Origin of the sequence: Pseudomonas sp. GM78 (assembly GCF_000282475.1) — a bacterium.
GTDB lineage: Bacteria > Pseudomonadota > Gammaproteobacteria > Pseudomonadales > Pseudomonadaceae > Aquipseudomonas.
Window position 1 is genome coordinate 64,902 of record NZ_AKJF01000097.1, and the last position, 25,606, is coordinate 90,507.

22 protein-coding genes, 1 other RNA gene and 1 pseudogene are annotated in these 25,606 nt (G+C 61.1%); 19 read left to right on the top strand and 5 right to left on the bottom strand.

The window, feature by feature from the left end; translation table 11 throughout:
• Window positions 1-19: 19 nt before the first annotated feature.
• Together PMI35_RS14885 and PMI35_RS14880 are read right to left on the bottom strand one after the other, a co-directional pair.
• Window positions 20-382, bottom strand: a complete 363-nt coding sequence (locus PMI35_RS14885) for a YraN family protein (protein WP_008060259.1) — start codon at window positions 380-382, stop codon at window positions 20-22.
• The gene (locus PMI35_RS14880) at window positions 382-2,193 is read right to left on the bottom strand and encodes a penicillin-binding protein activator (RefSeq protein ID WP_008060260.1); all 1,812 of its coding nucleotides are present in this window, start codon (window positions 2,191-2,193) and stop codon (window positions 382-384) included. The genes PMI35_RS14885 and PMI35_RS14880 overlap by 1 nt, the downstream gene beginning before the upstream one ends.
• 208 nt (window positions 2,194-2,401) lie before the next feature.
• On the opposite strand from PMI35_RS14880, the gene rsmI reads away from it, so the two are divergent.
• The 18 genes from rsmI to lpxC all read left to right on the top strand — a co-directional run bounded on the left by rsmI (window position 2,402) and on the right by lpxC (window position 21,878).
• The gene (gene rsmI, locus PMI35_RS14875) at window positions 2,402-3,274 is read left to right on the top strand and encodes a 16S rRNA (cytidine(1402)-2'-O)-methyltransferase (RefSeq protein ID WP_008060262.1); all 873 of its coding nucleotides are present in this window, start codon (window positions 2,402-2,404) and stop codon (window positions 3,272-3,274) included.
• Between the two features lie 76 nt (window positions 3,275-3,350).
• Window positions 3,351-3,704: RNase P RNA component class A (rnpB, locus tag PMI35_RS33330), an RNA gene on the top strand.
• 356 nt (window positions 3,705-4,060) lie between these two features.
• On the top strand, window positions 4,061-4,516 hold the full coding sequence (mraZ, locus tag PMI35_RS14870) for a division/cell wall cluster transcriptional repressor MraZ (protein ID WP_008060263.1): 456 nt from the start codon (window positions 4,061-4,063) through the stop codon (window positions 4,514-4,516).
• Window positions 4,513-5,460: a 16S rRNA (cytosine(1402)-N(4))-methyltransferase RsmH gene (gene rsmH / locus PMI35_RS14865; protein WP_008060265.1), complete on the top strand. Its 948-nt coding sequence runs from the start codon at window positions 4,513-4,515 to the stop codon at window positions 5,458-5,460. The genes mraZ and rsmH overlap by 4 nt, the downstream gene beginning before the upstream one ends.
• A complete protein-coding gene (gene ftsL, locus PMI35_RS14860) occupies window positions 5,457-5,750 on the top strand; it encodes a cell division protein FtsL (RefSeq protein WP_008060267.1) in 294 nt (97 codons plus the stop codon). Before rsmH ends, ftsL begins: the two co-directional genes overlap by 4 nt.
• The gene (locus PMI35_RS14855) at window positions 5,750-7,489 is read left to right on the top strand and encodes a peptidoglycan D,D-transpeptidase FtsI family protein (protein WP_177325076.1); all 1,740 of its coding nucleotides are present in this window, start codon (window positions 5,750-5,752) and stop codon (window positions 7,487-7,489) included. Before ftsL ends, PMI35_RS14855 begins: the two co-directional genes overlap by 1 nt.
• Window positions 7,489-8,952 (top strand): UDP-N-acetylmuramoyl-L-alanyl-D-glutamate--2,6-diaminopimelate ligase, encoded by a 1,464-nt coding sequence (locus tag PMI35_RS14850; protein WP_008060271.1) that lies wholly within the window; start codon window positions 7,489-7,491, stop codon window positions 8,950-8,952. Before PMI35_RS14855 ends, PMI35_RS14850 begins: the two co-directional genes overlap by 1 nt.
• Window positions 8,945-10,312, top strand: a complete 1,368-nt coding sequence (locus tag PMI35_RS14845) for a UDP-N-acetylmuramoyl-tripeptide--D-alanyl-D-alanine ligase (RefSeq protein WP_008060273.1) — start codon at window positions 8,945-8,947, stop codon at window positions 10,310-10,312. The genes PMI35_RS14850 and PMI35_RS14845 overlap by 8 nt, the downstream gene beginning before the upstream one ends.
• Entirely contained in the window at window positions 10,312-11,394 is a 1,083-nt protein-coding gene (gene mraY, locus PMI35_RS14840; RefSeq protein WP_008060275.1) for a phospho-N-acetylmuramoyl-pentapeptide-transferase, read from the top strand. Before PMI35_RS14845 ends, mraY begins: the two co-directional genes overlap by 1 nt.
• A 6-nt stretch (window positions 11,395-11,400) precedes the next feature.
• A complete protein-coding gene (gene murD, locus PMI35_RS14835) occupies window positions 11,401-12,747 on the top strand; it encodes a UDP-N-acetylmuramoyl-L-alanine--D-glutamate ligase (RefSeq protein ID WP_008060277.1) in 1,347 nt (448 codons plus the stop codon).
• A complete protein-coding gene (gene ftsW / locus PMI35_RS14830; RefSeq protein WP_008060279.1) occupies window positions 12,744-13,961 on the top strand; it encodes a putative lipid II flippase FtsW in 1,218 nt (405 codons plus the stop codon). The genes murD and ftsW overlap by 4 nt, the downstream gene beginning before the upstream one ends.
• Window positions 13,951-15,021, top strand: a complete 1,071-nt coding sequence (gene murG, locus PMI35_RS14825) for an undecaprenyldiphospho-muramoylpentapeptide beta-N-acetylglucosaminyltransferase (RefSeq protein ID WP_008060281.1) — start codon at window positions 13,951-13,953, stop codon at window positions 15,019-15,021. The genes ftsW and murG overlap by 11 nt, the downstream gene beginning before the upstream one ends.
• A complete protein-coding gene (murC, locus tag PMI35_RS14820) occupies window positions 15,014-16,474 on the top strand; it encodes a UDP-N-acetylmuramate--L-alanine ligase (RefSeq protein WP_008060286.1) in 1,461 nt (486 codons plus the stop codon). Before murG ends, murC begins: the two co-directional genes overlap by 8 nt.
• Window positions 16,471-17,436 carry a D-alanine--D-alanine ligase gene (locus PMI35_RS14815; protein WP_008060294.1) on the top strand — a complete coding sequence of 322 codons (966 nt, stop codon included), beginning with the start codon at window positions 16,471-16,473 and terminating at the stop codon, window positions 17,434-17,436. The genes murC and PMI35_RS14815 overlap by 4 nt, the downstream gene beginning before the upstream one ends.
• 4 nt (window positions 17,437-17,440) lie before the next feature.
• Entirely contained in the window at window positions 17,441-18,307 is an 867-nt protein-coding gene (locus PMI35_RS14810) for a cell division protein FtsQ/DivIB (RefSeq protein ID WP_008060296.1), read from the top strand.
• A 15-nt stretch (window positions 18,308-18,322) separates the two neighbouring features.
• Complete coding sequence (gene ftsA / locus PMI35_RS14805) at window positions 18,323-19,582, top strand: cell division protein FtsA (RefSeq protein ID WP_008060298.1); 1,260 nt, start codon at window positions 18,323-18,325, stop codon at window positions 19,580-19,582.
• A 78-nt stretch (window positions 19,583-19,660) separates the two neighbouring features.
• On the top strand, window positions 19,661-20,854 hold the full coding sequence (gene ftsZ, locus PMI35_RS14800) for a cell division protein FtsZ (RefSeq protein ID WP_008060299.1): 1,194 nt from the start codon (window positions 19,661-19,663) through the stop codon (window positions 20,852-20,854).
• Window positions 20,855-20,966: 112 nt separating this feature from the next.
• Entirely contained in the window at window positions 20,967-21,878 is a 912-nt protein-coding gene (gene lpxC / locus PMI35_RS14795; RefSeq protein ID WP_008060300.1) for a UDP-3-O-acyl-N-acetylglucosamine deacetylase, read from the top strand.
• A gap of 57 nt (window positions 21,879-21,935) precedes the next feature.
• On the opposite strand, the gene PMI35_RS14790 is transcribed toward lpxC, so the two are convergent.
• From PMI35_RS14790 to PMI35_RS35910, 3 genes are all read right to left on the bottom strand, one after another.
• Complete coding sequence (locus PMI35_RS14790; RefSeq protein WP_008060301.1) at window positions 21,936-23,429, bottom strand: sensor domain-containing diguanylate cyclase; 1,494 nt, start codon at window positions 23,427-23,429, stop codon at window positions 21,936-21,938.
• Window positions 23,430-23,577: 148 nt separating this feature from the next.
• Window positions 23,578-24,846 (bottom strand): OprD family porin, encoded by a 1,269-nt coding sequence (locus tag PMI35_RS14785; protein WP_008060302.1) that lies wholly within the window; start codon window positions 24,844-24,846, stop codon window positions 23,578-23,580.
• 238 nt (window positions 24,847-25,084) lie between these two features.
• On the bottom strand, window positions 25,085-25,306 hold the full coding sequence (locus PMI35_RS35910; protein WP_032831635.1) for a hypothetical protein: 222 nt from the start codon (window positions 25,304-25,306) through the stop codon (window positions 25,085-25,087).
• An 82-nt stretch (window positions 25,307-25,388) separates the two neighbouring features.
• Here PMI35_RS35910 and PMI35_RS35915 point away from each other — a divergent pair.
• Window positions 25,389-25,606, top strand: a pseudogene (locus PMI35_RS35915) (hypothetical protein); the annotation flags it as partial.

A 25,606-nucleotide genomic window follows, 5' to 3' on the forward strand; every position in this document is an offset into this window, starting at 1 on the left:
CGGTTCGGGGCGTAGGCAATCAGCTGTCGAAGGCATTCTGCAACCAGTTCAACTGATCGAGGTCGCTGTCAATCGCAACCACGTCGAAGCGGCAAGGGGAGTTGGCCCAGCGCGACTCTCGCTGAAGAAAATACTGCGCGGCAAAAATCAGTTTTTGCCGTTTGCGCTCATCGATGCTATCGAGCGCGCCACCCCATTGAGTGTTTTTTCTGTAACGAACTTCTACGAATACTACTGTATCGCCCTCCAGCATGACCAGATCAAGCTCGCCGCGTTTACACAACCAGTTCTGCGCCAGTAGCTGCAGGCCGTGTTGCTGAAGATGCTCGAGCGCATGGCGCTCGGCATCTTTACCGCTTTGCTGGCGTGACCTTTCAGGCATCAGCGTGGGGTGTTCGGCAGGCGTTGAACCTGGCCATTGATGAACTCCGCCCATGGCAACTCACGCACCACTCGCTGGGTCTGGGTCATGCTCAGGCTGCCCGATTGACCTTCGATACGGCTATCCGGCAGGGCCTTGAGCTGGCCCAGGCGAGGTGCCAGGCGATAGGCGTCCACACCCATGGCGTACAGGCGGCCCAGGCTGCCGGCCGCTTGTGGCCATTGCGCGGTGACCTGGCGACGCAATGGGTCATTGGCGTCCAGCAACCATGGGGTTTCGCAAAAGCGCACGCCATTCATGTCGTTGTACTGGTTGACGTCGCCGCTGGCGCTGAAGACGTGGGACGTGGCATAGACCGGAACGTCACCTGCGTACTGGAAATTCAGGGTTGGCTTGATCTGCTGCGCCTGTTGTGGCGTTGCGGCAAGGAAAATGAACTCGATGTCCTGGCGACGCGACGGCTGGGCGGCTACCTGCGAGCCAACAGTTGATTGCAGGCTCTTGGCGCGACCTTCGCTCTGGCGTAGCTGGAACATGTCTGCAATCTGCTGGGCCAGTTGTACCGGCTGGTCGACGCGCTCGGTGGCGACGATGCTGCCGCCATTGGCTTGCCAATCCTGGCTGAACGCCTTGAGAACCCGGTCACCCCATTCGCCCTTGGGCACCATGATAGCGGCGCGATGCAGGCCGTCGGCGCGAGCGCGGCGCGATACTTCGCGGGCTTCGTCTTCAGCGGCCAGGCCAAACTGGAACAGCTGGGCCGGTCCTTGTGTGCCTTCGCTGTAGTTCAGTGCCAGGGTGGTGATCGGCAGTTGCGGGCGGGTGCTGAGCTGTTTGACCAGTGGTTTTTCCAGCGGGCCTACGACCAGTTGCACGCCATCGGCCTGGGCCTTGCGATAGAAGTCGTCGAGCGAAGTCAGGCGCGAACTGTCGTAGAACTCGATGGCAGGCGGTTTCTGCCCGGCTTGTTGTGCCTGGTAGTGGGCGGCCATGAAACCTTCGCGCAATGCTTTACCGACCGACGCCAATGGGCCGTCCTGTGGCAGGAGCAGGGCGATTTTGCTCAGGGGCTGGCTGGCCAGATCCTTGAGGTTGGTCAGTGGCAGTGGCAGCTGTTTGGCGGCCGGGTGTTTCGGGTTCTGCGCGCGCCAGTTGTCGATCGCCGCCTGCTGCTGTTCGAGGGTGCCGGCAGATTTCACGGCCAGCGCCAAAGCCATCCAGCCGCCAAGATCGTCGGTGGTGGTTGGCTGCAATTGCTCGGTCGGCAGCGAAGCGATCAGGACCCAGATGGCCTCGTGGTTCTTGCTGGCCGCTTCACCGCTGAGCATCGGCGCGATGAAGATGCGTTCCCGTGCAGCGGCCAGGGTCTGGCCATCGGCTTCAAGGGCGCGGGCGCGAACGGTGCCGGTGCGCACTTGCTGCTCCTCCGGCATTTCACCCAGGCGCTGCAGGCTTGGATGGCTCAAGGCGGTCAGCGCGGCTTTGGGCTGGTTGCGGGTCATGGCCAGTTCAGCCGCCAGGGTGTTGGCGAAGATCTGCTGGCCCGGCTTCAGTGTTTCCACGGGAACCTGTTGCAGGATCTGCGCGGACTGGCCGGCGTTGCCCTGGCGATAGGCCAGGTCGGCCGCGCTCAGACGCAGCAGCGCCGCGTCTTCCGGCGATTTGCTTTGGGCGGCCTTTTCGAGCAGTTGCTCGATGCTGGCATCCGGGGTCCGTGGAAGTTCGCCAAGGCTGGAGGAGGGCGAGCTGGCGCAAGCCGCCAGCAAGGCAGCGAGGCATAGGGCAGAGAACAGCCGCAGGCAAGCGATCATGTAGTGTTCCTGATACTCGATCAAATTAGCGTGGAATTGTACCCAAGCACTGGCCGGGGCGCGATGTTACTGGTGCGAATCGACCAATTTAGCGGGTGTAAATGTTGCTGCGCGGCACAAAAGGCTGCAAAAGCGGGTGCCGCTTGCCCGTATCGCGAGCGTCGCTACGCGCTACAATGGCCGTTTTACCGATCATGAGGTGTGCGCTTTGACTGCTCCAGGTGCTTTGAATTCCGCTGCTGGCTCGCTCTATGTGGTGGCGACGCCCATCGGCAACCTGGACGATATCAGTGCCCGGGCGCTGAAGATCCTGCGTGAGGTCGCCTTGATTGCCGCCGAGGACACCCGTCATTCCCAGCGCCTGATGCAGCATTTCGGCATTCCCACCCCGCTCGCGGCCTGTCATGAGCACAATGAACGCGATGAAGGTAGCCGCTTTATTACCCGCTTGCTCGCGGGTGACGATGTCGCGTTGATTTCCGACGCCGGCACACCGCTGATTTCCGATCCGGGCTATCACCTGGTCCGTCAGGCACGAGCAGCGGGCATCAATGTGGTGCCGGTGCCGGGGGCTTGTGCGTTGATTGCGGCCCTGTCGGCGGCGGGTTTACCGTCGGACCGTTTCATCTTCGAAGGCTTCCTGCCGGCCAAGGCGGTGGGGCGGCGTGCGCGTCTGGAGCTCATCAAGGAAGAACCGCGCACACTGATTTTCTATGAGGCGCCGCACCGTATCCTCGAATGCCTGCAGGACATGGAGCAGGTGTTCGGTGCCGATCGCCCGGCATTGCTGGCGCGGGAACTGACCAAGACGTTCGAAACGCTCAAGGGCTTGCCGCTCGCCCAGTTGCGCGAGTTCGTCGAGTCGGACAGCAACCAGCAGCGTGGCGAGTGCGTGGTGTTGGTGGCGGGATGGACCGCCCCCGAGGAGGAAGGCGCTGTCAGCAGTGAAGCGATGCGCATCCTCGACCTGTTGCTCGAAGAGATGCCGCTCAAGCGTGCCGCGGCGTTGGCTGCGCAAATTACCGGCGAGCGCAAGAATGTGCTCTATCAGATTGCCCTGGATAAGCAGAAAGGCGAGTAAAAACCCGACGCATTGGCGTGGCTGGAGGCGTTTATCGCTTGTTCTTCGGCCGCTCTGCCGTTAACCTTCGCGGCGGAGAGTCGATCGGACAGTCGCTGCCCTCTATGAAAATTAGGGGGGGGAGGAAAGTCCGGGCTCCATAGGGCGAAGTGCCAGGTAATGCCTGGGAGGCGTGAGCCTACGGAAAGTGCCACAGAAAATAACCGCCTAAGCGCTTCGGCGCCGGTAAGGGTGAAAAGGTGCGGTAAGAGCGCACCGCACGTCTGGCAACAGTTCGTGGCTAGGTAAACCCCACTTGGAGCAAGACCAAATAGGGTCCCAAGGCGTGGCCCGCGCTGGGACCGGGTAGGTTGCTAAAGGTGTCCAGTGATGGCCATCGTAGACGAATGACTGTTCAAGACAGAACCCGGCTTACAGATCGACTCTCCACCTTTTTTCTCCCCTCTGCTTAAATCATTGAGCAGGGGGCTGATGATGGCAATTACCCTCCTTTCTCAAACGTCCTCATTATCACTTTCGTAATATCAAAAAAATCTTACACTTAATAAATCACTTTAACTTCTGAACGCAGCCCCTTGTGCTGATTCAAGTTATTGGTCGGTTTCGTCCCCCCGATCCTGCTTGCTCCCCTCCATATGCTCCTAAATCTCAGTTCTGTAAGGGTTTTCCTTTGATCCGCGCCTTGACGGTGCAGTGGGCGCATTCCTATAGTGTGCGCAAGTGGCGGAAAGTGGCATGAAGTGGGTTTTTTGAGCTAAAAACGCTAGAATTTGGAGAGGCGCTGACGTGTTTCGCGGAGCCAACGCTATCAGTCTCGATGCCAAGGGCCGTCTCGCCATGCCGAGCCGGTACCGTGACGAGCTGGTTTCGCGGAGTTCCGGTCAGTTAATCGTCACAATTGATGCCGTTGATCCGTGTTTGTGTGTTTACCCCCTCGATGAGTGGGAAATTATTGAAACCAAACTGCGCGCACTGCCTTCGCTTCACGAAGCGAACCGTCGTCTGCAACGTTTACTGATTGGTAATGCCGTCGACCTCGAGCTCGATGGCAGTGGTCGTTTTCTGGTTCCGCCGCGTCTTCGTGAATATGCCAAGTTGGATAAGCGCGCGATGCTGGTAGGCCAACTGAACAAGTTCCAATTGTGGGACGAGGATGCCTGGGATGCGGTTGCTGCCGCTGACCTGGCTGCTATTCAAGAACCGGGCGCGATGCCTGACCAACTGCGTGAATTGATCCTGTGACTATAGATAGCGGCTTTAACCACATCACCGTACTGCTTGACGAAGCCGTCGAGGCTCTCGCCGTACGTCCTGATGGCTGCTATCTGGACGGCACGTTCGGGCGCGGCGGACACAGCCGGTTGATCCTCAGCCGGCTCGGTCCCGATGGTCGGTTGCTCGGGTTCGACAAAGACCCTCAAGCGATTGCCACCGGGCAGACGCTAGCGGCCGAAGACGGCCGCTTTGTCGTTGTACAGCGCAGCTTTGCCGAGCTGGGTGCGGAAGTTGCAGCGCGCGGCATGAACGGCAAGGTCAGCGGTGTGTTGCTGGACCTTGGCGTTTCTTCGCCACAGCTGGATGACCCGGAGCGCGGTTTCAGCTTCCTCAACGATGGGCCGCTGGACATGCGCATGGACCCGTCTCGCGGGATCAGCGCTGCCGAATTCGTCAACACCGCGCCCGTGGAAGAAATCGCCCGGGTGTTCAAGGAATACGGCGAAGAGCGTTTTTCCGGGCGTATGGCCCGTGCCGTGGCCGAACGTCGCGATATCAAACCGTTCGAACGTACCGCCGATCTGGCGGAAGTCCTGAAAGTTGCGAATCCGGCCTGGGAAAAGGGCAAGAACCCGGCAACCCGTGCATTCCAGGGCCTGCGCATTCACGTCAACAACGAACTGGGCGATCTGGAGGCCGGCCTCGAAGCGGCGCTGGAAAGCCTGGAAGTGGGCGGTCGCCTGGTGGTCATCAGCTTCCATTCGCTGGAAGATCGTATCGTCAAGCTGTTCATGCGCAAGCTGGTCAAAGGCGAAGCCGACAACCTGCCACGCAACCTGCCGGTTCGGCACGTCGCTTTCGAACCGAAAATCAAAATCCACGGCAAAGCGCAGACGGCCTCCGACGCCGAGCTCAAGGCCAACCCACGTTCGCGCAGTGCTGTCATGCGTGTGGCGGAGAAGCTGCGGTGAGCAAGCTTTTCGCCAAGCCACTGCCCGGCGGAAGCTTTTTCATGCTGCTGTTGTTCGTTGGCGTGCTCGTGTCGGCCATTGGCGTGTCCTACAGCGCACACTGGAACCGCCAGTTGCTGAACGCGTTGTACAACGAGTTGAGCGTGCGCGACAAGGCGCAGGCCGAATGGGGTCGCCTGATTCTTGAGCAAAGCACCTGGACCGCTCATAGCCGTATCGAAGTGCTGGCCACCGAACAGCTGAAAATGCGCATTCCCGGCGCCGCCGAAGTGCAGATGGTGGCGCCATGATGAAACTCGAAGGCGCTCTTTTTCCATGGCGCTTCCGCCTGGTACTGGGCCTGCTTGGCGTCATGGTGGCAGCGATCGCCTGGCGCATCATTGACCTGCAAGTGGTCGACCGTGCCTTCCTCAAGGGTCAGGGCGATGCGCGCAGCGTTCGGCATATTCCGATTCCGGCCCACCGTGGCCTGATCACCGACCGTAATGGCGAACCTCTGGCCGTGAGTACCCCGGTCACCACCCTGTGGGCCAATGCCAAGGAAATGCAACTGGCCAAGGAAAAATGGCCAGCACTGGCTGCCGCGCTGGGACAAGATCCCAAGGCCCTGGCCGAGCGTCTTGAGGCGCAAGCCAACAAGGAATTCATTTATCTGGTGCGTGGGCTGACGCCTGAGCAGGGCCAGGCGGTGCTCGACCTGAAAGTGCCGGGTGTCTACGGGATCGAAGAGTTCCGCCGTTTCTACCCGGCCGGTGAAGTCACCGCCCATATGGTCGGCTTTACCGACATTGATGACCACGGACGCGAAGGCGTCGAGCTAGCCTACGATGAATGGCTGGCCGGGGTCCCCGGCAAACGGCAAGTGATCAAGGACCGGCGCGGCCGGTTGATCAAGGATGTCCAGGTCACCAAAAACGCCAAGGCCGGAAAGCCCTTGGCGTTGTCCATTGACCTGCGCCTGCAATATCTGGCCAACCGCGAGTTGCGCAACGCGATCATCGAGAACGGCGCCAAGGCCGGCAGCCTGGTGATCATGGACGTGAAGACCGGCGAAATCCTCGCCATGGTCAACCAGCCAACGTACAACCCGAACAACCGCCGCAACCTGCAACCGGCGATGATGCGTAACCGCGCGATGATCGACGTGTTCGAGCCGGGCTCGACCATGAAGGCGATCTCCATGAGTGCCGCCATCGAAACCGGGCGCTGGAAACCGAGCGACACCGTCGAGGTGTATCCGGGCTCCTTGCAGATCGGCAAGTACACCATCAAGGACGTGTCCAAGAGTGAAGGTCCGGTGCTCGACCTGGCCGGCATCCTGATCAATTCCAGTAACGTCGGCATGAGCAAGATCGCGTTCGATATCGGTGGCGAGACGATTTTCCGTCTCGCTCAGAAAGTCGGCCTTGGCCAGGATACCGGCCTCGGCTTCCCGGGCGAACGTGTCGGCAACCTGCCGAACTACCGTGACTGGCGCAAGGCTGAAACCGCCACGCTGTCCTACGGCTACGGTGTTTCCGTGACGGCGATCCAGTTGGTTCATGCCTTCTCGGCGCTGGCCAACAACGGCCGCCTCGCGCCACTGACACTGATCAAAACCGACAAGGCGCCGCAAACCACCCAGGTACTGCCGGAAGCCGTCGCGAAAACCATGCAAGGCATGCTGCAGCAAGTGATCGAAGCACCGCGCGGTGTATTCCGTGCACAGGTGCCGGCCTATCACGTGGGCGGCAAGTCGGGTACCGCGCGTAAAACCTCGGTCGGTACCAAAGGCTACGCCGAGAACTCCTACCGCTCGCTGTTCGCCGGTTTCGGCCCGATGAGCGACCCGCGTTACGCCATCGTGGTGGTGATCGACGAGCCGACCAAGGCCGGTTATTTCGGTGGTCTGGTATCCGCGCCGGTGTTCAGCCGCGTGATGTCCGGCACCCTGCGTCTGATGAACATCACCCCGGACAACCTGCCACCTACCCAACAAGCGAACGCAACGCCGGTCGTTCCACCGAAAGCCAATGGAGGGCGCGGCTGATGTCTCTGAGCCTGAACAAGATTTTCCCCCACGCCGGCCACGATCTGTTGATCCGTGAATTGGCGCTGGACAGTCGCAACGTACGCGCCGGTGACTTGTTCCTCGCGGTGCCGGGCGGCAGATTCGATGGCCGTGCGCACATCGGCGATGCGCTTGCGCGCGGCGCATCGGCCGTGGCTTATGAAGTGGAAGGCGCCACGGTGCTGCCGATCACTGATGTGCCGTTGATTCCGGTCAAGGGGCTGGCGGCGCAGCTGTCGGATATCGCCGGGCGCTTTTATGGCGAGCCGAGCCATCACCTGAAACTGGTGGGTGTTACCGGTACCAACGGCAAGACCAGCGTGACCCAGCTGGTGGCCCAGGCGCTGGATCTGCTGGGCCAGCATTGCGGCATTGTCGGCACCCTCGGCAGCGGTTTTCATGGCGCGCTGGAAAGCGGCCTGCACACCACGCCCAACCCGATTGCGGTGCAAGCGACCTTGGGCGACCTGAAAAAGGCCGGAGCCAAGGCCGTTGCCATGGAAGTCTCGTCCCATGGCCTGGACCAGGGCCGGGTCACCGCGCTGGCATTCGATGTGGCCGTGATGACCAACCTGTCCCGCGACCACCTGGATTACCACGGCACCATGCAGGCCTATGGCGAAGCCAAGGCCAGGCTGTTTGCCTGGAACGATCTGAAATGCCGGGTGATCAACCTCGACGACGAGTTCGGCCGGCAATTGGCTGCGGACAAGCGCGAGTCGCGGCTGATCACCTACAGTCTGCTCGACAGCAACGCTTATCTCTACTGCCGCCAGGCGCAGTTCGACGACGAGGGCGTGCGTGCCACGCTGGTCACGCCCCAGGGCGAACACCACCTGCGCAGCACGTTGCTGGGTCGTTTCAACCTGAGCAATGTCTTGGCGGCGATTGGTGCCTTGCTCGGTCTGGATTACGCCCTGGACGAAATTCTCAAGGTGCTGCCGAAACTCGAAGGCCCGGCCGGACGCATGCAGCGCCTGGGTGGCGGTACCCAGCCGTTGGTGGTGGTCGATTACGCCCACACCCCGGATGCCCTGGAAAAAGTCCTGACCGCCCTGCGCCCTCACGTCAAAGGCCGGCTGCTGTGCCTGTTCGGCTGTGGCGGCGACCGCGATCGCGGCAAGCGTCCGCTGATGGCCGAAGTGGTCGAGCGTCTGGCCGATGGCGTACTGGTCACCGACGACAACCCGCGCACCGAAGACCCGTCGGTGATTTTCGACGACATCCGTGCCGGCTTCACCGCTGTGGATAAAGTGACCTTCGTTGCCGGTCGTGGCCAGGCGATTGCCCAGTTGATCGCCGGTGCGTCGGCGGATGACGTGATTGTCCTGGCCGGTAAAGGTCATGAGGACTATCAGGAAATCAACGGCGAGCGCCATGCCTTTTCCGATCTGGTCGAGGCCGATCATGCCTTGACCGCGTGGGAGGTGGCCCATGCTTAAAGCCTTGAAACTGAGTGAATTGACTGGCTCACTGAATGGCCGGTTGATCGCCGCTGATGCGAGCTTCGACGGCGTCAGCATCGACAGCCGTGCCATCAAGCCGGGCCAGTTGTTCATTGCCTTGGCCGGTCCGCGCTTTGATGGCCATGACTACCTCAATGACGTCGCGGCCAAAGGCGCCGTGGCAGCCCTGGTCGAACGCGAAGTCGCCGACAGCGCGCTGCCGCAACTACTGGTCAGCGATACCCGTCAGGCGTTGGGGCAACTGGGTGCGCTCAATCGCGCGGCGTTCACCCAGCCAGTCGCTGCCATCACCGGCTCCAGCGGCAAGACCACGGTCAAGGAAATGCTCGCGAGCATCCTGCGCACTCGCGGGCCGGTGTTGGCCACCCGTGGCAACCTGAACAACGATCTTGGCGCGCCTTTGACCCTGCTCGAACTGGCACCGGAACACACTGCCGCGGTGATCGAGCTCGGTGCTTCGCGCCTGGGTGAAATTGCCTACACCGTTGGCCTGACCAAGCCCCATGTGGCCATTCTGAACAATGCCGGGACCGCCCATGTCGGCGAGTTTGGCGGGCCAGAAAAAATCGTCGAGGCCAAGGGCGAAATTATTGATGGGCTGGCGTCCGATGGCGTCGCCGTTCTCAATCTGGACGACAAGGCTTTTGGTATCTGGAAGACTCGCGCCGGCGAGCGCAAGGTGCTGACATTCGCCCTGAGTAATGTCAGTGCCGATTTCTACGCCAGTGATCTGGACCGCGACGCTCGCGGTTGCCCAGCATTCAACCTGCACACGCCTGAAGGTGTGGAACGCGTTCAATTGAACCTGCTCGGCACCCACAACGTCGCCAATGCCATGGCCGCCGCAGCTGCCGCCCATGCCCTGGGTGTGTCGCTGTTTGGCATCGCCACCGGCCTCGGTGCGGTGCAACCGGTCAAGGGTCGCACGGTCGCGCAACTGGCCAGCAATGGCATGCGCGTGATCGACGACACTTATAACGCGAACCCCACCTCCATGTGCGCTGCCGTTGATATACTGGCCGGCTTTTCCGGTCGCACCGTCCTGGTGCTCGGGGACATCGGCGAGCTGGGCGATTGGGCAGAGCAGGGGCATCGCGACGTGGGCGAGTACGCCCGTGGCAAGGTTTCTGCGCTGTACGCCGTCGGGCCGATGATGGTTCACGCCGTCAACGCCTTCGGACCCCAAGCCTTTCACTTCAGCACGCAGGCTGAACTGATCAAGGCCCTGGGGGCCGAGCAAGACACAAACACCACCATTTTGATCAAGGGTTCGCGCAGCGCTGCGATGGAAAACATCGTTGCCGCTTTGTGCGGTGCCAGTCTGGAGAAACATTAATGCTGCTGCTGCTAGCGGAGTATCTGCAACAGTTCTACAAAGGCTTCGCGGTCTTCCAGTACCTGACCCTGCGCGGGATTCTCGGTGTACTGACCGCGTTGGTTTTGTCGCTGTGCTATGGCCCGTGGATGATCCGCACCCTGCAGAACCGTCAGATCGGCCAGTCCGTTCGCAACGACGGCCCGCAATCGCACCTGTCCAAGTCCGGCACCCCGACCATGGGCGGCGCGCTGATTCTGTCCTCCATCGGCGTCAGCACCCTGTTGTGGGCTGACCTGACCAACCGTTATGTCTGGGTCGTCCTGTTGGTGACCCTGTTGTTCGGTGCCATTGGCTGGGTCGACGACTACCGCAAGGTGATCGAGAAGAACTCCCGTGGCTTGCCGAGCCGCTGGAAGTACTTCTGGCAGTCGGTGTTCGGTCTTGGTGCAGCGATCTTCCTTTATATGACTGCCGCAACCCCGGTGGAAACCACGCTGATCCTGCCGATGCTCAAGGACCACAGCATTGCACTGGGTGCAGGCTTCATCGTCCTGACCTATTTCGTGATCGTGGGCTCGAGCAACGCGGTCAACCTGACCGACGGCCTCGACGGCCTGGCGATCATGCCGACCGTGATGGTCGGCGGTGGCCTGGGGATCTTCTGCTACCTGTCGGGTAACGTGAAATTCGCCGAATACCTGCTGATCCCTTATGTACCGGGCGCGGGTGAGTTGATCGTGTTCTGCGGTGCGCTGATCGGCGCTGGCCTGGGGTTCCTGTGGTTCAACACCTACCCGGCACAAGTCTTCATGGGTGACGTCGGCGCGCTCGCGCTGGGCGCGGCCCTGGGCACCATCGCGGTGATCGTGCGCCAGGAAATCGTCCTGTTCATCATGGGCGGCGTGTTCGTGATGGAAACCCTGTCAGTCGTCATTCAGGTTGCGTCCTTTAAGCTGACCGGTCGCCGTGTGTTCCGCATGGCACCGATTCACCACCACTTTGAACTCAAGGGCTGGCCCGAGCCGCGCGTGATTGTCCGCTTCTGGATCATCACCGTGATTCTCGTGCTGATCGGCCTTGCCACCCTGAAACTGAGGTAGAAACCCGTGTCCCTGATCGCGTCTGACCACTTCCGCATCGTTGTCGGCCTCGGCAAGAGCGGCATGTCCCTGGTTCGCTTCCTGGCGAACCGGGGCGTGGCGTTTGCGGTGGCCGATACGCGGGAAAATCCACCGGAACTGGCCACGCTCAAGTGTGACTACCCGCAGGTGGAAGTGCGTTGCGGCGAGCTGGACGTCGAGTTCCTGTGTCGTGCCGACGAGCTCTACGTGAGCCCCGGCCTGGCACTGGCGACCCCGGCCCTGCAGGCCGCCGCTGCCCGTGGCGTGAAGCTGTCCGGCGATATCGAGCTGTTCGCGCGTAACGCGAAGGCGCCGATCGTGGCCATCAGCGGTTCCAACGCGAAGAGCACCGTGACCACCCTGGTCGGCGAGATGGCCGCTGCGGCGGGCAAGCGAGTGGCCGTCGGCGGCAACCTGGGTACGCCGGCGCTGGACTTGCTGGGCGATGACGTCGAGCTGTACGTGATGGAGCTGTCGAGTTTCCAGCTGGAAACCACCGACCAACTCAACGCCGAAGTGGCGACCGTGCTCAACATCAGCGAAGACCACATGGACCGCTACAGCGGCCTGCCGGCCTATCACCTGGCCAAGCATCGGATCTTCCGTGGTGCCAGGCAGTTCGTGGTCAACCGCCAGGACGCCCTGAGCCGGCCGCTGATGGGCGAGGGCCAGCCATGCTGGACCTTCGGCCTGAACAAACCTGACTTCAAGGCCTTCGGGATCCGCGAAGAAGACGGCGAGAAGTACCTGGCCTTCGAATTCCAGAACTTGATGCCAGTGCGCGAATTGAAAGTTCGCGGCGCCCATAACCAATCCAACGCCCTGGCGGCATTGGCCCTGGGTCACGCTGTTGGCTTGCCGTTCGACGCCATGCTGTCGGCCCTGCGCAATTTCGCCGGTCTCGAACACCGCTGCCAGTGGGTCCGCGACCTGGATGGCGTGGGCTACTACAACGATTCCAAAGCCACCAATGTGGGCGCCGCGCTGGCGGCCATCGAAGGCCTGGGTGCGGACATCGATGGCAAGATCGTGCTGATTGCCGGTGGCGACGGCAAGGGTGCCGAATTCAAGGACTTGCGTGATCCGGTGGCGGCCAACTGCCGCGCCGTGATCCTCATGGGGCGCGACAGCGACAAGATCGGCCAGGCCATTGGCGATGCCGTTCCACTGATTCGTGCCGGCTCCCTGGTCGAAGCCGTGGAGCAATGCCGCGCCGCTGCGCAAACGGGCGACGTGGTGCTGCTGTCGCCGGCGTGCGCCAGTTTCGACATGTTCAAGAACTACGAAGACCGTGGTCACCAGTTCGTCCAAGCCGTGGAGGAACTGGCATGAGCCTTCGAGGCATCATCAAGCCGTACCCATCGCCGCTCATCACCGGGCGCGGTATCGACCTCGACTTCCCGATGCTCGCCGGTTGCCTGACGCTACTGGGCCTGGGGCTGGTCATGATTGCGTCGGCCTCCACCGAAGTGGCGGCGGTCCAGTCGGGCAGCGCCCTGTACTACATGATTCGCCACCTTATCTACGTGGTGCTGGGCCTGGGTGCCTGCATCGTCACCATGATGATCCCGATCGCGACGTGGCAGCGCCTGGGCTGGTTGATGCTGCTGGGTGCCTTCGGTTTGCTGGTGATGGTGATCATTCCGGGGATCGGCCGTGAGGTTAACGGTTCGATGCGCTGGATCGGCTTCAGTTTTTTCAACGTCCAGCCTTCCGAGATCGCCAAGGTGTTCGTGGTGATCTACCTCGCCGGTTATCTGGTGCGTCGCCAGAAAGAAGTGCGTGAAAGCTGGATGGGTTTCTTCAAGCCATTCATCGTACTGTTGCCAATGGCGGGTCTGTTGCTGATGGAGCCGGACTTCGGTGCCACCGTGGTAATGATGGGCGCGGCGGCGGCGATGCTGTTCCTCGGCGGGGTCGGGCTGTTCCGGTTTTCCCTGATGGTGGTCCTGGCGGTCGGGGCAGTGGTGTTGTTGATCCAGATGCAGCCGTATCGGATGGCGCGTTTGACCAACTTCGCTGACCCGTGGGCCGACCAATTCGGTGCCGGCTATCAGTTGTCCCAGGCGTTGATCGCTTTCGGTCGCGGCGAATGGCTGGGCGTCGGCCTGGGCAACAGCGTGCAGAAACAGTTCTACTTGCCGGAAGCCCACACCGACTTCGTGTTCTCGGTCCTGGCCGAAGAACTGGGTGCCGTGGGTTCCCTGTGCACCGTGGCGCTGTTCGTCTTCGTCTGTATCCGCGGCATGTACATCGGCTTGTGGGCCGAGAAAGCCAAGCAGTTCTTCGCCGCCTATGTCGCCTACGGTTTGTCGTTCCTGTGGATTGGTCAGTTCCTGATCAACATCGGCGTGAACGTCGGCCTGCTGCCGACCAAGGGCCTGACGTTGCCGTTCCTCAGCTATGGCGGCAGTTCGTTGGTGATCTGCTGCGCCTGCCTGGGCTTGTTGCTGCGCATCGAGTGGGAGAGTCGAACCCATCTGGGCAGCGAAGAGATGGAATTCCATGAGAGCGACTTCGCCGAGGAGCCGAACCATGGGCGCTAACGTATTGATCATGGCCGGCGGCACCGGGGGCCACGTGTTTCCGGCGCTGGCTTGCGCTCGCGAGTTCCAGTCCCGCGGCTACACCGTGCACTGGCTGGGCACGCCGCGTGGCATCGAGAACGAGCTGGTCCCGGCGGCCGGCATCGAACTGCATCGGATCAACGCCAGCGGTTTGCGCGGCAAGGGCAAGTTGTCCCTGCTCAAGGCGCCGTTCATGTTGCTCAAGTCGGTCTGGCAGGCGCGGGCGATCATTCGTCGTTTGCAGCCGACTTGCGTGGTGGGCTTTGGTGGTTATGTGACCGGTCCTGGCGGTGTCGCGGCCAAACTGGCCGGTGTGCCGGTGATCGTTCACGAACAGAACGCCGTGGCCGGTACCGCCAATCGGTTGCTGGTGCCGTTGGCCGCCCGAGTCTGTGAAGCGTTCCCCGACACCTTTACCCTGTCGAGCAGCCGACGGACCACCGGTAACCCGGTGCGCACCGAGCTGTTCCTCGAAACACCGCGACCAGCCCTGGCCGGTCGCAAGGCGCGTTTGCTGATCCTGGGCGGAAGCCTGGGCGCAGAACCGTTGAACAAGCTGCTGCCTGAAGCCCTGTCGCAAGTCGCCGTCGACCTGCGCCCGGACGTGTTCCATCAGGCCGGCAAAAACCACGATGAAGTGACTGCGCAGCGCTACCTCGCGGCTGGCGTCGAGGCGCAAGTGCAGCCGTTCATCAAAGACATGGCCCAAGCCTATGGTTGGGCCGACCTGGTGGTATGTCGCGCAGGTGCGCTGACCATCAGTGAACTGGCTGCCGCCGGTCTGCCCTCGATGCTGGTGCCGTTGCCCCACGCGATCGACGATCACCAGACCCGCAACGCCGACTATTTGGCCCGTGAAGGCGCTGCCTTCCTGATGCCGCAAAGAACGACCGGTGCAGCGGATCTTGCCGCGCGCCTGACAGAGGTCCTGATGCAACCACAACGACTCAACGATATGGCCACTGCGGCCCGCCGCCTGGCCAAACCCGATGCCACCCGTAACGTGGTCGATACCTGCCTGGAGGTGGCCCATGGTTGAGAATCAGAAAGCCATGCCGCAACCGGAAATGCGCCGCATCCGTCGCATCCACTTCGTCGGGATCGGTGGCGTGGGCATGTGCGGGATTGCCGAAGTGCTGTTGAACCTGGGCTACGAAGTGTCCGGTTCCGACCTGAAGGCTTCGCCGGTTACCGAGCGCCTGGAATCTTTCGGTGCGCAGATTTTCATCGGCCACCGCGCCGAGAACGCTGCCGCTGCCGACGTGCTGGTGGTATCGAGCGCGGTGAATACTTCCAACCCGGAAGTCGCCACCGCGCTGGAACGGCGTATCCCGGTAGTGCCGCGAGCAGAAATGCTGGCTGAGCTGATGCGTTATCGCCACGGCATCGCCGTTGCCGGTACCCACGGCAAAACCACCACCACCAGCCTGATCGCCTCGGTGTTCGCCGCTGGTGGCCTGGACCCGACGTTCGTCATCGGTGGTCGCCTGAATGCCGCGGGCACCAATGCCCAGCTTGGCACCAGCCGCTACCTGATCGCCGAAGCCGACGAAAGCGACGCCAGTTTCCTGCACTTGCAGCCGCTGGTGGCCGTGGTCACCAACATCGACGCCGACCACATGGCGACCTATGACGGTGACTTCAACAAACTGAAGAAAACCTTCGTCGAGTTCCTCCACAACCTGCCTTTCTACGGCCTGGCGGTGATGTGCCTGGACGATCCGGTGGTGCGTGAAATCCTCCCGCAGGTCAAGCGTCCGACCGTCACCTACGGCTTCGGCGAAGACTGCGACGTGCGCGCCATCAATGTGCGCCAGCAAGGCATGCAGACGTTCTTCACCGTGCTGCGCCCAGACCGCGAGCCACTGGATGTGTCGGTGAACATGCCGGGCAACCACAACGTATTGAACGCCCTGGCAACCATCTGCATCGCCACCGACGAAGGCGTCAGCGATGAAGCCATCGTCCAGGGCCTGTCCGGGTTCCAGGGTGTTGGCCGACGCTTCCAGGTCTACGGCGAACTGCCGGTGGACGGTGGCCAGGTGATGCTGGTGGACGACTACGGTCACCACCCGACCGAAGTCGCCGCAGTGATCAAGGCCGTGCGCGGTGGCTGGCCGGAACGTCGCCTGGTGATGGTTTACCAGCCGCACCGTTACAGCCGTACTCGCGACCTGTACGACGACTTCGTCAATGTACTGGCCGACGCCAACGTCCTGCTGCTGATGGAAGTCTACCCGGCCGGTGAGGAGCCGATCCCCGGTGCCGACAGCCGCAAGCTGTGCAACAGCATCCGCCAGCGCGGCCAGCTCGACCCCATCTACATCGAGCGCGGTGTCGACCTCGCGCCGCTGGTCAAGCCGTTGTTGCGTGCCGGCGACATCCTGCTGTGCCAGGGCGCCGGTGATATCGGCGGTCTCGCACCGAAACTGTTGAAAAGTGAGTTGTTCGCCGGTGCGGTTGTCGCACCGGTCGAGGGGAAGTTGAAATGATTGCTGCCTACGCCAACCTCGCCAGCACCGTCGCGCCGAAAGATTTCGGCCGCGTCGCCGTGCTGTTCGGCGGCAAGAGTGCCGAACGCGAAGTGTCCCTGAAGTCGGGCAACGCCGTTCTCGATGCGCTGCAAAGTGCAGGCGTGGACGCGTTCGGCCTCGACGTCGGCGATGACCTGTTGCAGCGTCTGCTGAACGAAAAGATCGACCGCGCCTTCATCATCCTCCACGGCCGTGGTGGTGAAGACGGCAGCATGCAGGGCCTGCTCGAGTGCCTGGGGATTCCCTACACCGGCAGCGGCATCCTCGCCTCGGCGCTGGCCATGGACAAGCTGCGCACCAAGCAGGTCTGGCACAGCCTGGGCATTCCGACGCCACGTCACGCGGTGCTGAGCAGCGAAGCCGATTGTATTTCGGCGGCGACGGAACTGGGCTTCCCTTTGATCGTCAAACCGGCCCATGAAGGTTCAAGTATCGGGATGGCCAAAGTGAGTTCCGCGTCTGAATTGATCGACGCCTGGAAAGCGGCCAGTACCTACGATTCGCAAGTGTTGGTCGAGCAATGGATTCAAGGTCCGGAGTTCACCATCGCCACCCTGCGTGACCAGGTGTTGCCGCCAATCGCCCTGGGCACGACGCACAGTTTCTACGACTACGACGCCAAGTACATCGCCAACGATACCCAGTACCGCATTCCGTGCGGCCTGGACAGCGCCAAGGAAAAGGAACTCATGGACCTCACGGCGAAAGCCTGTGAAGCCCTGGGTATCGCCGGTTGGGGCAGGGCGGACGTGATGCAGGACGCCGAGGGGCAGTTCTGGTTCCTGGAAGTCAACACGGCACCGGGCATGACCGATCACAGCCTGGTGCCGATGGCGGCCCGTGCTGCCGGTCTGGATTTCCAGCAGTTGGTTCTGGCCATTCTGGCTGAGAGCTTCGGCAAGCAAGAGCCGCGGGGTTAAGACCATGCAAGGCGCACAGTTGAGACATCAGCCACCCGCGCCCGGCCGCAAGCCGGTGCCGCGGGGTGCCAGCCGAATGGTGGCCAAAGAGCCGATGTCCGCGCGCCTGCCGAAAGCCAACTTCGGTGTTCTCAAAGCCCTGTTCTGGCCAGTGCTGCTGGTCGCGTTGGGGTTCGGTACTTACGAAGGCGCGCAGCGTTTGCTGCCGTACGCCGACCGACCGATCACCAAGATCGCGGTGCAGGGCGACCTGAGCTACATCAGCCAGCAAGCGGTGCAGCAGCGAATCGCTCCGTTCGTGGCGTCGAGCTTCTTCACCATCGACCTGGAGAGCATGCGCACCGAGCTTGAAACGATGCCATGGATTGCCCACGCCGAAGTGCGCCGGGTGTGGCCGGACCAGGTGGTGATTCGCCTGGAGGAACAACTGCCGGTCGCCCGTTGGGGTGACGAATCGCTGCTGAACAACCAGGGGCAGGCGTTTACCCCGCGCGAACTGGCCAATTACGAACACTTGCCGCAGTTGTTTGGTCCACAGCGGGCTCAACAGCAAGTGATGCAGCAATATCAGGTACTGAGCCAGTTGCTCAGGCCATTGGGCTTCTCGATTGCGCGCCTGGAGTTGCGCGAACGAGGCAGCTGGTTCCTGACGACCGGACCTGGCAGTGCCGGGCCCGGGATCGAACTGCTGCTGGGACGCGGCAACCTGGTGGAAAAGATGCGCCGTTTCATTGCCATCTACGACAAGACGCTCAAAGAGCAGATTACGAACATTGCGCGCATCGATCTGCGCTACGCCAACGGTCTCGCCGTTGGCTGGCGGGAACCTGTAGCGCCGACGGCAGCCGTACCCGCTGTCGCGAAGAATTAAGAGAGGCAGGACCCCATGGCAAACGTGCAAAGCGGCAAAATGATCGTCGGTCTCGATATCGGCACCTCCAAGGTGGTGGCGCTGGTCGGCGAGGTCGCGGACGACGGCACGCTGGAAATCGTCGGGATCGGCACCCATCCGTCCCGTGGCCTGAAAAAAGGCGTGGTGGTGAACATCGAGTCCACCGTGCAGTCGATCCAGCGCGCCATCGAAGAAGCGCAGCTGATGGCTGGTTGTCGCATCCACTCGGCGTTTGTCGGCGTGGCCGGCAACCATATCCGCAGCCTGAACTCCCACGGCATCGTGGCGATTCGTGATCGCGAAGTCAGCTCCGCCGACCTTGAGCGCGTACTCGACGCCGCCCAGGCCGTGGCGATCCCGGCTGACCAGCGGGTGCTGCACACCTTGCCGCAGGATTATGTGATCGATAACCAGGAAGGCGTCCGCGAGCCACTGGGCATGTCCGGTGTGCGTCTGGAAGCCAAGGTCCACGTGGTCACCTGCGCCGTCAACGCCGCACAGAACATTGAAAAATGCGTGCGCCGCTGCGGCCTGGAAATCGACGACATCATTCTCGAGCAACTGGCATCCGCCTACTCGGTGCTGACCGATGACGAGAAAGAGCTGGGCGTGTGCCTGGTGGACATCGGTGGCGGCACCACCGACATCGCGATCTTCACCGAAGGCGCGATCCGCCACACCGCGGTGATCCCGATCGCGGGCGACCAGGTGACCAACGACATCGCCATGGCGTTGCGCACACCGACCCAGTACGCCGAAGAAATCAAGATCCGCTACGCCTGTGCCCTGGCCAAACTGGCGGGCGCCGGTGAAACCATCAAGGTCCCGAGCGTCGGCGACCGTCCGCCGCGCGAGCTGTCCCGCCAGGCCCTGGCCGAAGTGGTCGAGCCGCGTTACGACGAGCTGTTCACGCTGATCCAGGCCGAGCTGCGTCGCAGTGGCTACGAAGACCTGATCCCGGCCGGCATCGTGCTGACCGGCGGTACGGCGAAGATGGAAGGCGCCACCGAACTGGCCGAGGAAATCTTCCACATGCCAGTGCGCCTGGGCGTGCCCCATGGCGTCAAGGGCCTGGATGACGTGGTGCGCAACCCGATTTATTCCACGGGCGTTGGCCTGTTGATGTACGGCCTGCAGAAGCAATCCGATGGCATCTCGTTCTCGGGTATCGGCAGCCGCGACAGCTTCAGCAACGAAGAACCCAAAGGTGCCTTGCTCGATCGCATCAAGAGCTGGGTCCAGGGCAATTTCTAAGATTTACCGCAACACCGTTACACCGTTGTAGATACAGGCAGTAGGCGAAAAAACTAGAGAACGTAAAGGAGAGGGAAAATGTTCGAACTCGTAGACAACATCCCCGCAAGCCCGGTTATTAAAGTTATCGGTGTAGGCGGTGGCGGCGGCAACGCCGTGAATCACATGGTCAAGAGCAACATTGAAGGCGTCGAGTTCATCTGCGCCAACACTGATGCCCAGGCGCTCAAGAGCATCAGCGCGCGGACCATCCTGCAACTGGGTACCAGCGTGACCAAAGGTCTGGGCGCCGGTGCCAACCCTGAAGTTGGTCGTCAGGCCGCTCTCGAAGACCGTGAGCGCATTGCCGAAGTCCTGCAGGGCACCAATATGGTGTTCATCACCACCGGCATGGGCGGTGGTACCGGTACCGGTGCTGCGCCGATCATTGCTGAAGTGGCCAAGGAAATGGGGATCCTCACCGTTGCGGTGGTGACCCGTCCGTTCCCGTTCGAAGGTCGCAAGCGCATGCAGCTCGCCGACGAAGGCATCCGCCTGCTGTCGGAAAGCGTCGACTCGTTGATCACCATTCCCAACGAGAAGCTGCTGACCATCCTCGGTAAGGACGCCAGCCTGCTGTCGGCTTTCGCCAAGGCTGACGATGTACTGGCCGGCGCCGTTCGCGGTATCTCCGACATCATCAAGCGTCCGGGCATGATCAACGTCGACTTTGCCGACGTACGCACCGTGATGAGCGAAATGGGCATGGCGATGATGGGCACTGGCTGCGCCAGCGGTCCGAACCGTGCACGCGAGGCCACCGAAGCGGCCATTCGCAACCCGTTGCTCGAAGACGTGAACCTGCAAGGTGCACGCGGCATCCTGGTGAACATCACCGCCGGTCCTGACCTGTCCCTGGGTGAGTACTCCGACGTGGGTAGCATCATCGAAGCCTTCGCTTCCGAGCACGCCATGGTCAAGGTCGGTACCGTTATCGATCCAGACATGCGCGACGAGCTGCACGTGACTGTCGTTGCGACCGGTTTGGGCGCTAAAATCGAGAAGCCGGTGAAGATCATCGACAATACCGTGCACACGTCGATGGCTTCCCAGCCGCAACAACAGGCCCCTGTTCGTCAGGAAGCTCCAGCGGTTAACTACCGTGACCTGGACCGTCCGACCGTCATGCGCAACCAGGCCCAGGCCGGTGCTGCGGCTGCCGCGAAGATGAATCCGCAAGATGATCTGGACTACCTGGACATCCCGGCCTTCCTGCGTCGTCAGGCCGATTGATGAAATGTATCAGGGCTATGAAGGTGATTGGTGTTCAGCAAAGGCGTGGTCTGCTATCATCGCCAGCCTTTGTTGATACCAGTTCGCAATTTGCGCTGAAGCGGCCCAAGCCATGATTAAACAACGCACACTGAAAAATATTATCCGTGCCACAGGTGTAGGTCTGCACTCCGGGGAGAAGGTATACCTGACCCTCAAGCCTGCGCCGATCGACACCGGCATTGTGTTTTGTCGTGCCGACCTCGATCCTGTGGTGCAGATCCCTGCACGCGCAGAAAACGTTGGCGAAACCACCATGTCGACCACGCTGGTCAACGGTGACGTCAAAGTGGATACGGTGGAGCACTTGCTCTCGGCCATGGCTGGCCTGGGCATCGATAACGCCTACGTCGAGCTCTCCGCGTCCGAAGTACCGATCATGGATGGCAGCGCTGGACCTTTCGTATTCCTGATTCAGTCGGCGGGCCTGGAAGAACAGGACGCCGCCAAGAAGTTCATCCGCATCCTGCGCGAAGTGACGGTGGAAGACGGCGACAAGCGCGCCACTTTCGTTCCTTTCGAAGGTTTCAAGGTGAGCTTCGAGATCGATTTCGATCACCCGGTTTTCCGTGACCGCACACAAAGTGCAAGCGTGGATTTTTCCAGCACTTCGTTCGTAAAAGAAGTCAGCCGCGCCCGTACCTTTGGTTTCATGAGCGACATCGAGTACCTGCGCAAGCACAACCTCGCGCTCGGCGGCAGCGTTGAAAACGCCATTGTGGTCGATGCTGATGGTGTACTGAACGAAGACGGCCTTCGCTACGAAGACGAATTCGTCAAGCACAAGATCCTCGATGCAATTGGTGACCTCTACCTGCTGGGCAACAGCCTGATCGGTGAGTTCAAGGGCTTCAAGTCCGGCCACGCGCTGAACAACCAGCTGCTGCGCAAGTTGATTGAGCAGACAGATGCCTGGGAAGTCGTGACGTTCGAAGATGCCAGCACCGCACCGATCTCTTACATGCGTCCTGTTGCGGCCGTGTAAGTAAAAAACCTCTCTAGTTTTTTAAAGGCTGCCTTTGGGTGGCCTTTTTTTATGCCGCTATAGGGCTACCACCCGGTTACGCCCAGTCTCCTTGGCTTGATACAACGCCTTGTCCGCGGCAAACATCAGCACCTCCAGGTTGATGTCGGAGCAGGCATTCCAGGTACTGATGCCAATGCTCACGGTAATCGGCGAGTCGGCGCCGTCGATCAGCGGTAGCTGCTCGACGGCCTCTCGAATGCGCTCGGCGATCTGTTGTGCGCCCGCCATGTCGGTTTCCGCCAGAACCACCGAAAACTCCTCGCCACCGTAGCGTGCGACCAGGTCGGCAGGTCGCCGTACATGGGTGCGCAACACATTGGCCACCGCGCGCAAGGCCTCGTCACCGGCTTGATGGCCATGGCGGTCGTTGAAGGCCTTGAAGTGATCGGCGTCGATCATCAGCAGCGACAATGGCTTGCCGGATCGCTGGGCGCGAAACCACTCATGACGCAACGTCTGGTCGAGCGTTCGGCGGTTTGCCAGGCCGGTCAAGGCGTCGGTGGCGGCCAGTTGCGCCAGTTCCAGCTCGGCATGGTGGCGCAGTCGCAGTTCGCGGCAGAGCAACCAGGTCAGCCACAGCAGGCACGCACACAGGGCGATCGTGGCCAGGCTCACCACCAGCGCCGTGCGTTGCCATGAAGCAAACACTTCTGCGCCCGACAGCGCCACGATGACAATCAGCGGCAGATTGCCAACCTGGGAAAAGGTGTAGAGCCGCTGGTCCTGGTAGCGAGCCGAGACACTGCTGAAGCTGCCGTTGCCTTCTTTGACGATGCGCTGGAAATTGGGGCGGTTGCTGAAGTCAGAGCCAGTCAGGTCTTCGCCCTGGCGAGGGACCTGGGCCAGTAGGATTCCATCCTTGTTGATCAGGCTGATCGAACTGTCGGGACCAATGTTCAGGCTGTTGAACAGTTGCTCAAAGTAGCTCAGGCGCATGGCCGCTTCGGCGACCCCGAGGAACTCGCCCTGGGCGCCACTGATCCGGCGACTGAAGCTGATGCGCCATTCGTTGTTTGCCAGGCGGGAGCGAAAAGGTCGGCTGATGAACATGCTCGGGTCGCTGTTGTTCACGTGGGACTGGAAGTATTCGCGGTCGGCAAAGTTGCCTGTCCTGGGTTCTCGCGAAGCCGAGTCGGCGACCACGTTGCCCTGCTGGTCAAGCAACAGGATGTCACCCTTGTACGGAGCTGCGGTGGCGCGATCGAACAAGGCCAGATGGCGGATCTGCGGGGAAACCTGTATGAGGTCTTCGCGTCGGGAGGTCGCGATCAAGCCGAGCAAGGAAACGTCGTAGAGCTCGACGTTACGCAGGACGTCGGCTTCGATCAATTGCACGATGTTGGCAGCGGAGCGGCTGGCTGACAGTTCGGCATTGGCGCGCTCACGCACCAGCAGGAACGCCACGATGCCGAGGATCGCGATCACCATCAACACGCTGCCGACAATCACCAATCGCTCGGAGCGCGTGGATGGGGTTGTTGGGTGAAATGTCGCGCTGCGCTCGCTCATGATTCTGGCTTCTGCTGTCTAGGCGTCGGGAACATTCTTTTACAAGAATCGGGCAGCGTCCCGGACACCCGTCACATCCACAGCATCCCTGCGCACTCCGGATAAAAAAAAGGCCAGCAAAACCTGCCGGCCTTTTGTTTACTGAAGCTTAGAAGACATTGAGCGGGTAGTCGAAGATCACCCGGTACTCGTCGGTGTCCTGGTCCAGTGCGCCATACCCGTTGCCGCCCCGGTTGGTCGCCCATTGCAGGCGCAGCGCGAGGTTTTTCGCCTGGCCGGCCTGCACCACGTACCTGAGTTCGATGTCGCGCTCCCAGTGCCTGGCGTTTTTGCCGTCGGCGCTGTACCACGCGCTATACCCGGGGCTGTCTGGATCGACCTTGGTCAGGTCCAGTTTGCCTCGGGAGTAGGACAGCGCCGAGGTCAGTCCCGGCAGGCCGAGCCCGACAAAGTCATAGGCGTACTTGAGTTTCCACGAGCGTTCGTTCGGGCCGTTGAAGTCCGAGTATTGTTGGGAGTTGTCGAGGAAGACGCTGTCGCCCTGGCTGATGTAGTCGAACGGGGTGTTGCCGTTCACCCGCTGGTAAGCAGTGGTGACGCTGTGATTGCCGACGCCGACAGTGAAATGCAGGCTGTAGGTGTTGTTGTCGATGTTGCCGAGCAGCGCATCGCCTGTGTCTTGGGTGTGATAGAAGTGCAGGCCCGGGTTGAGGCTGACTACCTCGTTGAGCGCATAGGTGTAATCGAGGTCGTAGTAGTACTGGTTCCAGATGCCCTTGAGCTCGGCGGCATACAGGCTGCTGCTCACGCCCGGCAAAGCGCTCCAGGCCACGCCAGCCCAGTTGAGGTGCCGGCTTTCGTCACCCTCGGCCAGGGTGCCGTAGGAGGTACCGATGCGGGTATGGCCGCTTTGGTTATACGGCTTGGTGAAGCTCGCTTGACCCCCTTCGATCAGCCAGCCGTCGAAGCTGTGGTTGGTCAGGCTGACACCGCGAAAGGTCTGCGGCAGCATGCGGGTTTCACCGCCAGCAATCACCGGGTTGGCGAGAAACAGGTCGCCGGCCTTCAATTCGGTATCGAAGGCACGCATTTTCAGGGTACCGCCTGCGGTGGAGAACGAGCCCGGAGCTTTGCCGTTGCCATCGCTGACCGGCAGGATGCTCGAATTGTCCGTGCCGCCGCCACCGTCGAGCTTAAGCCCGAGCATGGCGTGGGCATCGAAGCCGAAGCCGACGTTGCCTTCGGTGTAGCCCGACTCGAAGATGCCCAGAAAACCTTGACCCCATTCAATGTTGTCGTCGGCCTGCTGCTGGCGATTGCGGTTCATGTAGTAGTTGCGTGCGTTGAACGTAAGGCTGGCGCCTTCGGCGAAACCCTGGGCGGTTGAATCATCGGTGGCGTGAGCATTGGCGGCCATCGTTGCAGCGATTGCAACGAACAGCGCAGGTGTACTGAATGGGAAACGCACGTGGGGTAAAGCTCCTGGGTCAGCGGGGAACATCACTTTTCTTACAGTCGCAGGGGGGGCTTGTTGACGCAGCGGGTTATAAAACCACAACGAAAAAAAGCCGCTGATGGCAGCGGCTTTGAAGACAACTTTTCAATGGGAAGAGCCGATGAAAAGTGTCGAGGGAAACTGGAGCGATGCGCGTAAATCAGCTGTCTTTCTCAGCCTGCTTGACCTGGACGCTCGACGCTTGTGGGGCTTGGGTGGCCTCCTGGGCTTTGGCGGTCATCTCGATCTGGTGCTCTTCGTACGCGGCGGCTCGTGCGGTATTTTGCGCGACGAAGGCCTGCGACTCTTCAGCCATGGCGAATGGAGACAGAAAAAGAGAAGACAGAACGAAAGCGCTGGCAATACCCATACTGTTGGACATCATTTAAACCTTCTTGCTTGGCAAGTGCTGTTTGGTGCGGGCAAAGATAAGGGGCTGGGGGGAAAGGAAAAAGAGCGGATTCATGAAAGGACTGTTACGCAAAGAGCAAAGATCGAGCTTCCGACACAGCGCGCGGGAAAGATTTTTTGTAGAAGCCAGGCTTGCCGGCGAAGGCGTCCCGACAGCTGGAGCTAATCTTTCAGGTGTACATATCCATTTCTGCGGTAACGGCCACTTATGGTTTCGCTTTTACAGCGAGTCACTTGGAAGAGCCCCAAGTAACCAAGGGCTCTTGCCCCT

Coding starts and splice junctions, on each gene's coding strand:
- PMI35_RS14885 (WP_008060259.1), bottom strand. CDS start 382: ATGCCTGAAAGGTCACGCCAGCAAAGCGGTAAAGATGCCGAGCGCCAT.
- PMI35_RS14880 (WP_008060260.1), bottom strand. CDS start 2,193: ATGATCGCTTGCCTGCGGCTGTTCTCTGCCCTATGCCTCGCTGCCTTG.
- PMI35_RS14855 (WP_177325076.1), top strand. CDS start 5,750: ATGAAACTCGAAGGCGCTCTTTTTCCATGGCGCTTCCGCCTGGTACTG.
- PMI35_RS14850 (WP_008060271.1), top strand. CDS start 7,489: ATGTCTCTGAGCCTGAACAAGATTTTCCCCCACGCCGGCCACGATCTG.
- PMI35_RS14845 (WP_008060273.1), top strand. CDS start 8,945: ATGCTTAAAGCCTTGAAACTGAGTGAATTGACTGGCTCACTGAATGGC.
- mraY (WP_008060275.1), top strand. CDS start 10,312: ATGCTGCTGCTGCTAGCGGAGTATCTGCAACAGTTCTACAAAGGCTTC.
- ftsW (WP_008060279.1), top strand. CDS start 12,744: ATGAGCCTTCGAGGCATCATCAAGCCGTACCCATCGCCGCTCATCACC.
- murG (WP_008060281.1), top strand. CDS start 13,951: ATGGGCGCTAACGTATTGATCATGGCCGGCGGCACCGGGGGCCACGTG.
- murC (WP_008060286.1), top strand. CDS start 15,014: ATGGTTGAGAATCAGAAAGCCATGCCGCAACCGGAAATGCGCCGCATC.
- PMI35_RS14815 (WP_008060294.1), top strand. CDS start 16,471: ATGATTGCTGCCTACGCCAACCTCGCCAGCACCGTCGCGCCGAAAGAT.
- PMI35_RS14810 (WP_008060296.1), top strand. CDS start 17,441: ATGCAAGGCGCACAGTTGAGACATCAGCCACCCGCGCCCGGCCGCAAG.
- ftsA (WP_008060298.1), top strand. CDS start 18,323: ATGGCAAACGTGCAAAGCGGCAAAATGATCGTCGGTCTCGATATCGGC.
- ftsZ (WP_008060299.1), top strand. CDS start 19,661: ATGTTCGAACTCGTAGACAACATCCCCGCAAGCCCGGTTATTAAAGTT.
- lpxC (WP_008060300.1), top strand. CDS start 20,967: ATGATTAAACAACGCACACTGAAAAATATTATCCGTGCCACAGGTGTA.
- PMI35_RS14790 (WP_008060301.1), bottom strand. CDS start 23,429: ATGAGCGAGCGCAGCGCGACATTTCACCCAACAACCCCATCCACGCGC.
- PMI35_RS14785 (WP_008060302.1), bottom strand. CDS start 24,846: ATGGCCGCCAATGCTCACGCCACCGATGATTCAACCGCCCAGGGTTTC.
- PMI35_RS35910 (WP_032831635.1), bottom strand. CDS start 25,306: ATGTCCAACAGTATGGGTATTGCCAGCGCTTTCGTTCTGTCTTCTCTT.